This is a genomic window from Candidatus Clostridium stratigraminis (assembly GCF_045310675.1).
Taxonomy (GTDB): Bacteria; Bacillota; Clostridia; order Clostridiales; family Clostridiaceae; genus Clostridium_AT; species Clostridium_AT stratigraminis.
Window position 1 is genome coordinate 165,000 of the sequence record NZ_JBJHZZ010000001.1, and the last position, 12,463, is coordinate 177,462.

General features: G+C 34.4%; 18 protein-coding genes. All 18 read left to right on the plus strand.

The features are described from left to right. Window position 1: 1 nt before the first annotated feature. The 18 genes from ACJDUG_RS00815 (at window position 2) to ACJDUG_RS00900 (ending at window position 12,450) form a co-directional block, all read left to right on the plus strand. The gene (locus ACJDUG_RS00815; RefSeq protein WP_406767976.1) at window positions 2–1,516 is read left to right on the plus strand and encodes a capsid protein; all 1,515 of its coding nucleotides are present in this window, start codon (window positions 2–4) and stop codon (window positions 1,514–1,516) included. Further along, window positions 1,500–3,260: a phage minor capsid protein gene (locus ACJDUG_RS00820; RefSeq protein ID WP_406767977.1), complete on the plus strand. Its 1,761-nt coding sequence runs from the start codon at window positions 1,500–1,502 to the stop codon at window positions 3,258–3,260. Before ACJDUG_RS00815 ends, ACJDUG_RS00820 begins: the two co-directional genes overlap by 17 nt. Continuing rightward, window positions 3,260–3,493 carry a hypothetical protein gene (locus ACJDUG_RS00825; RefSeq protein WP_406767978.1) on the plus strand — a complete coding sequence of 78 codons (234 nt, stop codon included), beginning with the start codon at window positions 3,260–3,262 and terminating at the stop codon, window positions 3,491–3,493. Before ACJDUG_RS00820 ends, ACJDUG_RS00825 begins: the two co-directional genes overlap by 1 nt. Before the next feature lie 162 nt (window positions 3,494–3,655). Next, complete coding sequence (locus ACJDUG_RS00830) at window positions 3,656–3,964, plus strand: hypothetical protein (RefSeq protein ID WP_406767979.1); 309 nt, start codon at window positions 3,656–3,658, stop codon at window positions 3,962–3,964. 115 nt (window positions 3,965–4,079) lie between these two features. Continuing rightward, complete coding sequence (locus ACJDUG_RS00835; protein WP_406767980.1) at window positions 4,080–4,655, plus strand: phage scaffolding protein; 576 nt, start codon at window positions 4,080–4,082, stop codon at window positions 4,653–4,655. A 14-nt stretch (window positions 4,656–4,669) separates the two neighbouring features. Next, window positions 4,670–5,575 (plus strand): capsid protein, encoded by a 906-nt coding sequence (locus tag ACJDUG_RS00840; protein ID WP_406767981.1) that lies wholly within the window; start codon window positions 4,670–4,672, stop codon window positions 5,573–5,575. Between the two features lie 10 nt (window positions 5,576–5,585). Beyond that, a complete protein-coding gene (locus ACJDUG_RS00845; RefSeq protein ID WP_406767983.1) occupies window positions 5,586–5,816 on the plus strand; it encodes a hypothetical protein in 231 nt (76 codons plus the stop codon). 36 nt (window positions 5,817–5,852) lie between these two features. Further along, window positions 5,853–6,206, plus strand: coding sequence for a head-tail connector protein (locus tag ACJDUG_RS00850; protein ID WP_406767984.1), 354 nt, complete (start codon window positions 5,853–5,855; stop codon window positions 6,204–6,206). 2 nt (window positions 6,207–6,208) lie between these two features. Beyond that, complete coding sequence (locus ACJDUG_RS00855) at window positions 6,209–6,532, plus strand: hypothetical protein (RefSeq protein WP_406767985.1); 324 nt, start codon at window positions 6,209–6,211, stop codon at window positions 6,530–6,532. Continuing rightward, on the plus strand, window positions 6,529–6,912 hold the full coding sequence (locus tag ACJDUG_RS00860) for a hypothetical protein (RefSeq protein ID WP_406767986.1): 384 nt from the start codon (window positions 6,529–6,531) through the stop codon (window positions 6,910–6,912). Before ACJDUG_RS00855 ends, ACJDUG_RS00860 begins: the two co-directional genes overlap by 4 nt. Continuing rightward, entirely contained in the window at window positions 6,909–7,295 is a 387-nt protein-coding gene (locus ACJDUG_RS00865) for a phage tail terminator protein (protein WP_406767987.1), read from the plus strand. Before ACJDUG_RS00860 ends, ACJDUG_RS00865 begins: the two co-directional genes overlap by 4 nt. Before the next feature lie 10 nt (window positions 7,296–7,305). Next, window positions 7,306–7,758, plus strand: coding sequence for a phage tail tube protein (locus tag ACJDUG_RS00870; RefSeq protein WP_406767988.1), 453 nt, complete (start codon window positions 7,306–7,308; stop codon window positions 7,756–7,758). A 14-nt stretch (window positions 7,759–7,772) separates the two neighbouring features. Then, a complete protein-coding gene (locus ACJDUG_RS00875; protein WP_406767989.1) occupies window positions 7,773–8,117 on the plus strand; it encodes a hypothetical protein in 345 nt (114 codons plus the stop codon). Window positions 8,118–8,154: 37 nt separating this feature from the next. Beyond that, a complete protein-coding gene (locus ACJDUG_RS00880; RefSeq protein WP_406768675.1) occupies window positions 8,155–8,454 on the plus strand; it encodes a Gp15 family bacteriophage protein in 300 nt (99 codons plus the stop codon). A 43-nt stretch (window positions 8,455–8,497) separates the two neighbouring features. Next, entirely contained in the window at window positions 8,498–11,434 is a 2,937-nt protein-coding gene (locus ACJDUG_RS00885; RefSeq protein WP_406767990.1) for a hypothetical protein, read from the plus strand. A gap of 10 nt (window positions 11,435–11,444) precedes the next feature. Then, on the plus strand, window positions 11,445–11,795 hold the full coding sequence (locus tag ACJDUG_RS00890) for a DUF6711 family protein (RefSeq protein ID WP_406767991.1): 351 nt from the start codon (window positions 11,445–11,447) through the stop codon (window positions 11,793–11,795). A 15-nt stretch (window positions 11,796–11,810) separates the two neighbouring features. Then, window positions 11,811–12,056, plus strand: coding sequence for a hypothetical protein (locus ACJDUG_RS00895; protein ID WP_406767992.1), 246 nt, complete (start codon window positions 11,811–11,813; stop codon window positions 12,054–12,056). 19 nt (window positions 12,057–12,075) lie between these two features. After that, window positions 12,076–12,450: a hypothetical protein gene (locus ACJDUG_RS00900; RefSeq protein ID WP_406767993.1), complete on the plus strand. Its 375-nt coding sequence runs from the start codon at window positions 12,076–12,078 to the stop codon at window positions 12,448–12,450. Window positions 12,451–12,463: the final 13 nt, after the last annotated feature.

Sequence of the window (12,463 nt, forward strand, 5' to 3'; positions counted from 1 at the left end):
CATGGGGCTTATAGGAGGTATAAAGAACGTGTTAACTAAAGCAGCTATAAAGTTATTAAATATACAGCCAGCACAAGAAAGCAGCATAACGATTAGGGAGCCATTATCCTTTCAAGGGAATGTTCTAAGAAATAGAATATGGTATAGGGGAGATCCTTCGGAGTTAGACCAATTCTTCAAACAATCTGCCTATGACTTGGTTAGTAAATCTAGATTTTGGGCTGCTGTACCAAGCCATGACCTAAACATAAGGAAAATACATTCAGGACTTCCAGCTATGGTTGCTGATAGATTAAGTGACATTGTTGTGGCAGATATAGACAACATAGAATTAAATGGCGAGGAGCAAGATAATCAATGGGAAGAAATAAGCCAAGATAATAAACTTAATGAAACCATAAACACTGCGATTACAGAAGCTTTAGTTGCTGGGGATGGAGCTTTCAAAATAACCATAGATACAGATATAACTAGATATCCAATTATAGAGTTCTATAGTGGTGAAAAAGTTGAGTATAACTATAAGCGTGGCAGACTCTTTGAGGTTATCTTCTATACAAGTTACTGTAAGAGCAATAAGGACTATACACTTATTGAAACCTTTGGTAAAGGCTACATAAATAATGAGCTGCAGGACAGTTATGGAAAGCCAGTACCTCTAGCAACACTTGAAGAAACAGCAGGACTGCAAGATGTAACTTTTGATGGCAGCTTTATTATGGCCATTCCACTTATGTTTTTTCAATCACCTAAGTTTGATGGAAGAGGTAAATCTATTTTCGATAATAAGACAGACAGTTTTGATGCACTAGATGAAGTTATAAGTCAGTGGATAGATGCAATAAGGGATGGAAGAGTTAAACAGTATATTCCTGAGGATCTATTACCTAAGAATCCAACAACAGGGGAAATAATAAAGCCTAACCCATTTGATAACAAGTATATTGCAACAGGCTCTAGCTTAGCTGAGGATGCTAAAAATGAGATAAGCCTGCAGCAGGCAGCAATAAACTATCAAGCATATGTAGATAGCTATTCTAATGCTATTGATATGTGCCTACAAGGAATTATATCACCTTCTACTTTAGGTATTGACCTTAAAAAGAAAGACAATGCAGAAGCTCAAAGGGAAAAGGAAAAAACAACGCTTTATACTAGGGGCAAAATAGTTGATACATTGACCGAGGTTATTCCAGAGTTAGTACAAACTGTGCTTATGGTTCAGGATATACTAAATGAGAAAGCTCCTGGAGAATATGAAGCAACTATATCCTTTGGAGAGTATGCAAGCCCTTCCTTTGATGCTGTAGTTGATACTGTAGGTAAAGCTAAATCCTACGGAATAATGTCTGTAGAAAAAGCCGTTGAGGAAATGTATGGAGATACGTTAAGTGATGAAGAAAAGGCAGAGGAAGTTCAACGTATTAAAGAACAGAATGGAATGTTGCAGGCAGAAGATCCAAAGGTAGTTGATAATGCAGACTTAACAGGTGGCGGAAATGGACAAGAAGGATAATAAAAATAATCCTGAGCTTTTAGGTGACATATTAAAAAATGTGAATAAACAATCTATACAAGATAATGCTGAGATAGAAAGACAAAAGGCTTATGATATATCTAGAATTTTTCAACAGATGGAATTAGATCTAATATCAAGTATGAAGAGAGCCTTTAGTTTTCACCAAATCGAGCAAGAAAAAGAAGGTTTTGTTTGGGAACAATGGCAGTTAAGTAAACTTAGAGCTATGGAGGAATTCCGCAAAAGAAATAGGGCTATTGTTGATTCTTATAGTGAACCTATTCAGCAGGCAATAGACAGAGAATTAAATAATAATTTTGAAGCTGGAGAGAAGAGAGCTGAGAAGCTAGTACAGAAGATAGAAGAAGCTGGAGTTATATTACCTAAAAGTGAAAGATCTAAAGAAGAACTTACTGACATCTTAGAAACTCCTAAGCTAGAAGAAAAACCTAATCAACCTCAAGAGCCACAACTAGAAGCTCCAAAGCATCAAGAAAATAAGCCTTTTAATCCTGCAAAGACACCGCCTCCAGAGCAAAACTTCTTTGGGGTAAATGATAAAAAAATAGAAGCACTGCAAAAGAGCGTTGAACATGATCTTAAAGAAGCACAGCATTCAGTATTGCGTAAGATGGATGATATTTATAGGCAAACATTATTTAAAACGCATGTGTATCTGCAAAATGGTGCTAAGACTTTAGAACAGGCTATTGATATGGCAACTAAAGACTTTTTAGAAAAAGGAATAGACAGCATAGTATATAAGAATGGTCGAAGGGTTAATATTGCTTCTTATGCAGAAATGGCATTAAGAACAGCAAGCCAAAGAGCTACTTTCTTGGGTGAAGGTAAAAAGAGAGATGAATGGGGCTTATATTTAGTTGTAGTGTCTGCTCATGCTAACACTTGTAAAATGTGTGAACCTTGGCAGGGAAAAGTATTAATTGATGATGTTTTTAGCCATCCAAGCAAAGAATTTATACAAGAGAATAGCAAATATCATCTGCTTAGTGAAGCTATAGCAGCAGGACTTCTTCATCCTAACTGCAGGCATACTTTAATAACATACTTCCCAGGAATAACTCAGCTTCCTACAGTACCAGATGGGAAGGATGCTGTTAAGACCTATGAAGCAGAGCAAAAGCAAAGGTATATAGAAAGACAAATAAGAATGTGGAAAAGGATAGTTGTTGGCTCCACCGATTCTGAAAATGTAAGCAAAGCAGATGCTAAAGTCAAGGAATGGCAAAAGAAATTGAAGCAGCATTTAGAAGATAACTCTCAACTCAGAAGAAATAATGCTAGAGAAGAAGTAAAAGGATATAAACCTATAAAAATAACAGGTGCACTAAATCCAGAAAGTAAGGAAGCTGAAAAGCATGCAATGCAGTATTACGAGTCAGTAAGGCATATGAAAACTGACGTCGGTAAGATAGCTAAAAATACTGGCTTCAGTGAAAAAACGATTCAATTAATTAAAAATCATATTTTTACTGAAGAACATAATCTTGGATATGGTCTTATAGGAAGATTTGATCCTGATTATGATATGGCCAGAAGTTGGCAAAGACTTATCGAAGGAAAAGAAATAAAAGCTATGGACATCATAATGTTAAGGCATGAATATCTTGAATCTGGACTAATGAAGCGTTATAATTATGAATATAGAGTAGCTCATGATATAACTGAGAGAAAATATAATTATTCTAAAGCTGTCAAAGAGGAAAGAGGTGGTTCATAATGATGCTACTAGAATTTATCTCTTTTGATAATGGTATAGTACGTTATTGGTACCAACCAGAGGAAAAAGGGAAAAAAGGCATTGTTGAATATAACACAAGAACAGAAGAGGGAAAAATAATAGAAGCTGCAGAGAATAATCCTGATTTTTGGAATAGTAGAGCTATTGCAAAATTAAGAAGATTATCCGCTGAGAAACAATATCCTGAAAAAACAATAATGGCCATTTATTAAAAGCACTTACTAAGTAAAAATAGTAGGTGCTTTTAATATGCATCAAAGCGAGGTGAGAATGTGAATACTGCAGTACAGATAACCTTAATAATTTGTGCAACCATAATAGTTTTAAATTTGTTAGGAAATAAAAAGAAATCTTAGAAAGCGAGGTGATAGAGTATGATAATAAATACTAATCGCGACGGATCTAAATGGGTTAATGTAACTAAAGCATTATTATTATTTAAGCCATATAAAGAATCAAGAATACATTTTATATTTTGGAAAGCACCAAAATTAAGTAAGTTTTATGGATTAAAAAATTGTAGATTTAATATTCATAAAGGTGCATCACATAAACCAATGAGTATTAAAAATTTAAGGGTATATATAAGATTACCGTTCTTTTATTGGGATAAACATAATTGTGGATGGGAATTTGGATTACCTAATTTATATCTATGGTGGCATGAAGCAAGAGTTAATTAAAGTCTTAGAAATAAGGCTTTTTTATTTTAGCCTTTTTGGTATTGAAGGCGAAAAAGAACAAGACATCACTGGCCAAGACCAGGATAAAAAATGAAGATGAAAGGATGATTATTAAATGACAAAGGATCAATTTATTGCACTAGGCTTAACAGAGGAACAGGCAACAAAGGCTGCAGAAGCTTCACAGGAAGAGTTAAAAGGATTTATACCTAAGAGCCGATTTGATGAAGTGAATGAGGCTAATAAGCAGTTAAAGGCTACTGCTAAAGAGCATGAAACACAGCTTGAAACCCTTAAAAAATCAGCTGGAGATAATGAAACTCTTAAAGCACAGATAGCCACATTACAAGCAGATAATACAGCCAAAGAGCAAAAGTACCAAGCTGATTTAAAAGACATGACACTTAATAATGCTATAAAGCTAGCTATAGCTAGTAAGGTACATGATGAAGATTTAGCAGCAGGACTGTTTGATAAGTCTAAGCTTATTCTTTCTGATGATGGCAAGGTAACAGGGCTAGATGAACAAATAAAGACTCTAGGAGAAACTAAAAAGTTTTTATTCAAAGAAGATACTACCCAACCTAAACCAGGTTTTAAATTGGGTGGTGGTGGCAATGGAAATGGAGGCGGAGCTACTATAGATACTCAGCTTGCTTCAATTTTCGGAAACAATACTAATAATAATTAAAGGAGAGATGTGAAATGCCAGTATATGATTATGCTGAACAATTTGAAAGAGAATTACAACAGAAGTATTCAAGGGAATTAACTTCCTATGCGTTAACTCAATCTAACCCAGGTATTAAATTTATGAATGCCCAGACTATTAAATTACCTAAAATAACTCTTAGTGGTTATAAAGACCATAATAGAAATACTATGGGATTTAATACTGGAACAATCAGTAATGATTGGGAGCCAAAGAAACTTTCCCATGATAGAGATATAGAATTTGCTCTAGATCCAATGGACATAGATGAAACTAATCTAGTAATAGAAATGGCTAATGTTCAAAATGTTTTTGAAACAGAGCAGGCTATACCTGAAAAGGATAGTTACAGATATTCTAAGTTATATGCTGAAGCAAAGGGTTATGTTGCTAATGGAGCAGTAATAGATAATACAGTTCTTACTACTACCAATATACTAGATTGGTTTGACACACAAATGGAAAAGATGGATGATGCTGGTGTTCCAAGTGAAGGAAGAATACTTTATGTTACTCCATCTATAAATAAGTTGTTGAAAAATGCAGAGGGAATAGTTAGAAATATTGATGTAAATAACAACAATGGTAGCATTGATAGAAGAGTTTATTCTTTAGATGATGTTACTATAGTAAAAGTTCCTAGTGCTAGATTTAAGACATTATATAACTTTACTGACGGATGTATACCTGCAGCTACAGCAAAACAAATAAATCTAATTCTTGTACATCCTTCTTGTGTTATATCAAGAGATAAATATGCATACATGAAACTATTTACTCCTGGTACTGACTCAAGAACTGCAGATAAGTACGTATATCAAAACAGATTTTACACAGATACATTCTTAATTCAAAATAAGGCTTGTGGCATAGCTATTAATGCCCAATCAGAAGTATAGGAGGGATATAATGGAAGCGGTAAAAGGCAATAAAGTCTACTCTGTAGATGAAACTAGTAAAGCTTCTTATGCTGCACAAGGCTATGACATCTTGGATGATGAAGGAAATGTTGTAGAATATGGTGCTGGTAGAAAAGTTGACTATAAAGAATATAAAGAGCTAGAAGAAAAGTGTGAAAAGCTTGAGAAAGAAAATAAAAAACTAAAACAAGATCTAAAGAAGGCTACAGAAGGTGCTTAATTGTACCTTCTTTTCTTTTAATAAGGATGTGATTATATGTCCTATGTAGATGAAGATTTTTACAATGGCTTTAGTGGTTTAATAACAGATAAGCTTGATAGTAAGCTGGAGAAAGCTACAGATCAGATTAATGCCCTTACTTATAACAGAATTATTGGCCTTGGTTTTGAAAATCTTACTTCATTTCAGCAGGATAAGGTTAAGAAAGCGGTATGTATCCACGCTGATTTTGTAGAGCAGTATGGAGAATACATCAATATGCCTTTATCTGGATTTAGCGCTGGAAGTATTAGTGTTAGTTTTAATGCACAGAAGATAAACGGAATTACTACAACCCAAGAAGTATTGAATTATTTAGGACAGACAGGTTTAACCTGCAGGAGGCTTTAACTATGGGTGTAAAATTACCATTTCCAAAGTTTTTAGCTAATATAGATATTAAAGTGCACAACACTACATTAGGCGAAGATGGAGAAGAAGAAAAGCTGCTGTATGAGGGCAAATGCATCTATACAGACAAATCTAAGCAGATAATGACCCCTGAAAGGCAGCTTATAACCTTAAGTGGAAAAGCAGTCATAGAAGGAGATATTAATCAAGGAAAATTAATAGAAGGTTATGTTGAAGTTAAGGGGACTAAGAAAAATATATACAGTGCTGAAAGGCCTCTTAATCCAGATGGTACAGTATTTTCTACGGAGCTTAACTTATCATGAGTGTAAAAGTAACAATTAAATTAGATAATTCTAAAATAGCAAAGCTTGAGGAAATTCAGAAACAAGCTTTAGAAATGACAGCTGAGGCAGTACTTAGTGATATTAAAACTTCTGCAGTAACTCCTAAAAATACTGGAGAGCTTGAAAGAAGTGGTTTTGTAGATAAATCTCAGTTTAATAATTTTATTACATCAATAGTCTTTGACACTCCCTATGCCAGACGAATGTATTACCATCCAGAATATAATTTTCGTACTGATAAGAATATTAATGCACAAGGCTTATGGATGCAGAGCTATATAGATGGGGACAAAAAAGACTTCATTAAAGAAACATATATGAAATTTTTAAAACAATTAAGTAAGGGGCTGATAACATGACCTTAACAGAGGTTAAAGATTGGCTTAAAACAAAAATAGATTGCCCTAACTGGTATACAGGTAAAGCAGATACAAGTAAACAACAATGCATAGCTGTTTACAGCATACAAGGACCATCTCCTAATATAGCCTTAGGTGGATTAGCAAATACATCTTATTCCACTAAGGCTATTTCTATATTGGTTCATTGGGGCAAAAACAATACTGCAGCAGAATTAAAAGCGCAGGAGGTTTATAATGCGATGTTTGGACAAATGGCAACAATTGCAGGACATAGGATGGTAAACTTTGACATGAAAACATCTGAGCCAATAGGAGTAGGCACAGATGAAAATGGAATTTACGAATATGTGATAAACACATATATAATTTATGAAAGGTAGGTAATGTGTAATGCCATTTAAAGGAGTATTTCCAGTATATAATTTAGTATTTAAAATTGGTATAAAAGGAGCAGCAAGTGCACAACCAACTGACTTTGTTCCAATAGCAGATATGGAGAATTTCGGTATTAAAATTGATGGTAAAGTAGAAAATTGGACATCAATGACCACAGCAGGATGGCAAAGGTCGTTAATGACAGGTAAAGCCTTTTCAATATCTCTAAAAGGGAAAAGAAGTGTAGGAGACCCAGGGAATGATTATGTAGCAGATACAGCTTGGAAAGATGGACTAGATTGTAGTTCAAAAGCTGAAATAGACTTTCCAGATGGAGGTAAATTAACTTTTGACTGTGTTATTAATGTAACCAATGTTGGTGGTGACGATTCTACTAAGGTAGCACCTTTAGAATTTGACCTTCAAGGTGATGGGAAACCAATCTACACACCAGCTATAGTAGAATAGAAAGGATGATATAGATGGGTAAAATTTATAATATAATGGACAGGCTTACAAATGATAAGCCACAAATTCAAGTAGATAATGATCACATCTATACTGTTAATAACAGTAAGAATCAGGCCATATTTATTAAGCAACTTTCTGATGATAAATCTATTGATGATCTCCAAAGAATGGACATGATAATTGAAGCCGGACTAGGGAAAGAAGCTCTTGACTATATTAACTCTCTTAAATTATCTGTACCTGTAACAGGCGTAATTATTAATACAATTATGGCTGCTATAGGTGAGGTTGAATTAGAGGAAATAGAAAAAGAAATAGAAAAAGAGGTAAAGAAACAAAAAGGCTTTCGGAAATAGAGAACAATGGTATGACTTATTTGAAGATTGGGGGCTTATAGAAGCCTCCTTCACAGCTCAGTATGGAATAAGACTCAGAAATGAAATAGATATGTCATGGGCTGAATTTAGCACTCTATTAGCAGGGATAATGCCTAAAACTCCACTTGGTCAAATTGTTAGTATCAGATGCGAAGAAGATGAAAATATGCTTAAAAACTTCACTCCTGAGCAACACAAGATAAGAAATGAATGGAGAAGTAGGCAAGCTAAAGAACTTGAAGAAAATATGACAGATAACGAGAAACAGGACAAGGTCAAGGAATTACAAGAAATATTTGCAAAAGCATTTAGTTAAAAGCTAAGTGCTTTTTTATTTTGTTTAAAAGTGAGGTGAGAACATGAGTGATAGTGTAGGAAAGATAAGTTTAGACGTAGAATTGCAAGGTGATTTAAGTAAGCAGATTAATGAATCTGCAGCTAAAATTGGAGAGCAACTTAAAGCCTCATTGCAAAATATAGGTAACTTTAATTTTGAAAAAATAACAGGTTCTTTATCAGATACACTTAAGATTGCAATGGACAAAGCACTAAGTGGAATAAATATTAGCGTAGAGAATGTATTTAATAACGCTGGAGATACAATTTCAGAAGTAATAAATATGTCCAAAGAAAATGCACTAGCAGCTATTGCAGAGATTAATAAAGCAGCTGCAAAAATGCTTGAAGGCGTAGCAGCTATGAGTAAGAAAATAAAAATACCTGTAAGTTTCCCTAATCCAACAAATACATCAGTTCCAAATACTGAAGGATTTATAAATCCGACTATACCCAGAGGACCCCCAATGCCATCTATACCAGTTCCTAAAATACCTAAAATAAATACTGGAATTAATTTAGAGATATTGAAGTCTCAAATAGATAACCTGTCACAAAGCTTAGATATTACAAATAGTAAGATAGAACAACAGAGGGAAAAGCTTGCTGGGTTAAAAGAATCATATGCTATGGCCTTTGATGGCGCAAGAAAGAATAAGCTACAGGAAGAAATTCTTAAAACAGAGTCTGCAATAAACAAACTTATAGCTACATCAGATAATGCTGGATTTAAGCTTGCGGACCTAGATGCACAGTTTGCAGTATTAGGCAATATGGCAAAAGATGCTACATCCGGAGTAAACGCAGTAGATAATAAATTGAAGCAGACTGCAAATTCTGCAACCAAAACAAGTGGTAGTTTAAAAGGACTAGGTAATTCAGCTAAAAATACAGGCAATAGCTTCAGTAACTCACATAACTCAATGAGTATGTTCTTTGGAACTATGGTTAGATGGGGAATTATATTTCCTATGATTATTAAGGGCATTACTGCTATTGGAACTAATTTGCTTAATTCTTTAAAGGTAAATGAACAATTTTCAAATAGCTTAAACTTAATAAAAAGCAATCTATATACTGCCTTTATGCCAATATACCAAGCTATTCTTCCAGCTATTAATACCCTTATGAGTGCTTTAGCAACTGCAACTGCTTATATTGCAAGCTTTATAGGTAATATTTTTGGCAAGACATATCAACAAAGTTTTAATGCTGCTAAGGCTATGCAATCACAAGTTGGGGCTTTAACTCAAACTGAAAAACAGGCTAAGAAAACAGCTACAAGTTTAACTGGTGTTGGTAATGCTGCAACAGCTGCAGGCAATGCCGCTAAAAAAGCATCTGGTGGATTGGCAGGGTTTGATGAAATAAATAAATTAGGCGGTAGCAATGAAAAAGGTTCAGGAACACCTGGAAGTGGAGTAATAACTCCAATAACCCCTATGACAAACATAGCACCTATTGAAGCAACTACAAGTAAATGGGCAGATGGTTTCAAGAAGGTATTAAGTAGTATATTTCAGCCTTTCAAGAAAGCATGGGCAGCAGTTGGACCTAGTGTTACTGCAGAATTTAATAAAGCAATAGAAGGATCTAAGGTAACTATAAGCAATTTCTTTAAAATGCTCGCTACTCCACCAGTACAACAGTTTTTAGAAAATATAGGAATACTGGTATTATCAATAATTAAACTAGGTTTAAGAATATATGATGGATTTATATTACCAATATTGAATTGGTTTATTCACATATTGCCTGGTGCAGCTAGTGGATTAAATCCTGTTGTTAATATGGTTACGGGATTTGTGAATTTCTTAAGCGGTACTGGATTTCCAGTAATACAAACTATTTTAGGTTTAATGATTGCATGGAAAGCAGCTACTATAGCAATGACAATAGCCCAAGAAGCTCAAAATGCTGTATTAGCTATCCAAGCTATTAGAGCAATTGGTGTAAGTGGTGCATTAGGGTTATTCGAGGGCGTTACAGGAAGCGCAACTGTGGCACAATGGCTTTTAAGTGCTGCAACCGGAGCATCAATAGTGGCACAGACAGCTCATACTATTGCTGTAGGTGCTTGGAATATTATAGCTACAATAGCTACAGGTGTAACTATGGCTTTTGGGGCAGCCATTGCATTCTTAACTAGTCCTATAACACTCACCATTTTAGCTATAGGTGCTTTAATAGCAATAGGACTTCTGTTGTATAAGAACTGGGATATAATAAAGGCAAAGGCTAGTGAAGTATGGATAGGAATACAAAATATATTTGCTACATTTAGCAATTGGCTAGGCTCAGTATTTACTACTGATTGGTCAAATAAATTTGGTTTTCTTGGTAATATTCTTAATGCCTATCTCGCAAATGTTCGAAATATATTTAACTCTGTAAAACAAATATTTAGTGGCATAATAGACTTTGTATCAGGCGTATTTACAGGTAATTGGAGTAAAGCTTGGAATGGTGTGAAAAACGTATTTAGTGGAATTGTAAATACATTTGGTGCAGTTATGAAAGCGCCATTGAATGGGATTATAGGATTGATAAATGGAACTATTGGAGGTTTAAATAAAATAAAGGTTCCAGGTTGGGTGCCTGGCTTAGGAGGCTCTGGAATTGATATTCCTAAAATACCTTACTTAGCTCGTGGTGGAGTTATAAACCAACCAACTCTTGCAATGGTAGGTGAAAGAGGTCAAGAAGCTGTAATGCCATTAGAAAATAATACAGGATGGATAAATAACCTGGCAGGCCAAATTTCAGCGCAAATAGATTCTAATAATACTGGAACAGGTAACAGGGAAATAATTGATATACTTAAGCAGATTTTAAAAACACTTTCTGGGCAGAGTGGAGATTTAATAATCAAAATTGGAGAAAGCGAATTTGCTAGAATAGCTATAAATGCTATTAATAAAAGGACTAGAATGACTGGCAAAACTGAATTAATTATATAGGAGGAGTAGCATGGCTGAATTTAAGATAAATGGAGTGGCTATAGCTGCTCCTAAAACTTTTAAGGTGAATATACTTGACTTAGACAGTGACAATTCCGCTAGAAATGCTAAAGGAGTGCTTCTTAGAGATAGATTAAGAATCATGAGAAAAATTGAATGTGAGTGGGGCCCACTTACAGGGGATGAAATAAAAAATATTTTGCAAGCTGTAAGTGCAACTGGTGTTCCAGTAAATTATCCGGATCCTTTAGTGGGAGGACAAAATACACTTACTATGTATGCAGGCGATAGAGTAGCGCCTGCATATGACTTTAGTACAGATAGATGGCAAGGATTAAGTTTTAATTTAACAGAATTATAGAAAGGATGATAATCTATGAATATTAATGAAAATGTAAATTTTAATGCACAGGTAACAGTTAAAGACGATAAAGGGGTAGATACAGTAGTTATGTATCTAGGAGCAACCCTGGACACAGCAAACATGAATACCAATATTAATTGTAATACAGTAAATAAGGTTCTTGCATCCGCAAATGCAGCTGATGTTAAGGCTCAATATGAAGAGTTTGAAACTGCTGTAAAGGCTAGAGCAACTGAGCTTGGATATGTAATATTTTAATAAGGAAGGATGATTAACTATGAAATTAAGTAATGAAAAAATTATAAATTCTATACAAGGCCTCAGTGAAATTGCTAAGAAGCCACTACCTGTTAAAGTTAGTTATGCTATAGCAAAAAACATAAGCAAAATTGATGCAGAATTAAAGATTTATGATAAGGAAAGAGCAAAGCTGATAGAAAAATATGCAGAGAAAGATAATAAAGAAAAAGTTAAAGCTGATAAAAATGGACAAATTATACTCAAAGATTTCGAGTCCTGGGATAAGGATATTAAAGAGCTTCTGGCCATAGAGAATGAAGTGGACATACATAAGTTTAAGCTATCTGAACTTGAAGGTCATAATATGACACCTGCTGAACTAATGCTAATAGATTACATGATAGAGGAATAAACCTTTTCCTTTA

Excerpts from the sequence above, each read along its gene's own strand:
- ACJDUG_RS00855 (WP_406767985.1), top strand. The coding sequence starts at position 6,209 with ATGGGTGTAAAATTACCATTTCCAAAGTTTTTAGCTAATATAGATATT.
- ACJDUG_RS00900 (WP_406767993.1), top strand. The coding sequence starts at position 12,076 with ATGAAATTAAGTAATGAAAAAATTATAAATTCTATACAAGGCCTCAGT.
- ACJDUG_RS00860 (WP_406767986.1), top strand. The coding sequence starts at position 6,529 with ATGAGTGTAAAAGTAACAATTAAATTAGATAATTCTAAAATAGCAAAG.
- ACJDUG_RS00890 (WP_406767991.1), top strand. The coding sequence starts at position 11,445 with ATGGCTGAATTTAAGATAAATGGAGTGGCTATAGCTGCTCCTAAAACT.
- ACJDUG_RS00865 (WP_406767987.1), top strand. The coding sequence starts at position 6,909 with ATGACCTTAACAGAGGTTAAAGATTGGCTTAAAACAAAAATAGATTGC.
- ACJDUG_RS00815 (WP_406767976.1), top strand. The coding sequence starts at position 2 with ATGGGGCTTATAGGAGGTATAAAGAACGTGTTAACTAAAGCAGCTATA.
- ACJDUG_RS00845 (WP_406767983.1), top strand. The coding sequence starts at position 5,586 with ATGGAAGCGGTAAAAGGCAATAAAGTCTACTCTGTAGATGAAACTAGT.
- ACJDUG_RS00835 (WP_406767980.1), top strand. The coding sequence starts at position 4,080 with ATGACAAAGGATCAATTTATTGCACTAGGCTTAACAGAGGAACAGGCA.
- ACJDUG_RS00885 (WP_406767990.1), top strand. The coding sequence starts at position 8,498 with ATGAGTGATAGTGTAGGAAAGATAAGTTTAGACGTAGAATTGCAAGGT.
- ACJDUG_RS00820 (WP_406767977.1), top strand. The coding sequence starts at position 1,500 with ATGGACAAGAAGGATAATAAAAATAATCCTGAGCTTTTAGGTGACATA.
- ACJDUG_RS00825 (WP_406767978.1), top strand. The coding sequence starts at position 3,260 with ATGATGCTACTAGAATTTATCTCTTTTGATAATGGTATAGTACGTTAT.
- ACJDUG_RS00850 (WP_406767984.1), top strand. The coding sequence starts at position 5,853 with ATGTCCTATGTAGATGAAGATTTTTACAATGGCTTTAGTGGTTTAATA.
- ACJDUG_RS00830 (WP_406767979.1), top strand. The coding sequence starts at position 3,656 with ATGATAATAAATACTAATCGCGACGGATCTAAATGGGTTAATGTAACT.
- ACJDUG_RS00840 (WP_406767981.1), top strand. The coding sequence starts at position 4,670 with ATGCCAGTATATGATTATGCTGAACAATTTGAAAGAGAATTACAACAG.
- ACJDUG_RS00875 (WP_406767989.1), top strand. The coding sequence starts at position 7,773 with ATGGGTAAAATTTATAATATAATGGACAGGCTTACAAATGATAAGCCA.
- ACJDUG_RS00870 (WP_406767988.1), top strand. The coding sequence starts at position 7,306 with ATGCCATTTAAAGGAGTATTTCCAGTATATAATTTAGTATTTAAAATT.
- ACJDUG_RS00895 (WP_406767992.1), top strand. The coding sequence starts at position 11,811 with ATGAATATTAATGAAAATGTAAATTTTAATGCACAGGTAACAGTTAAA.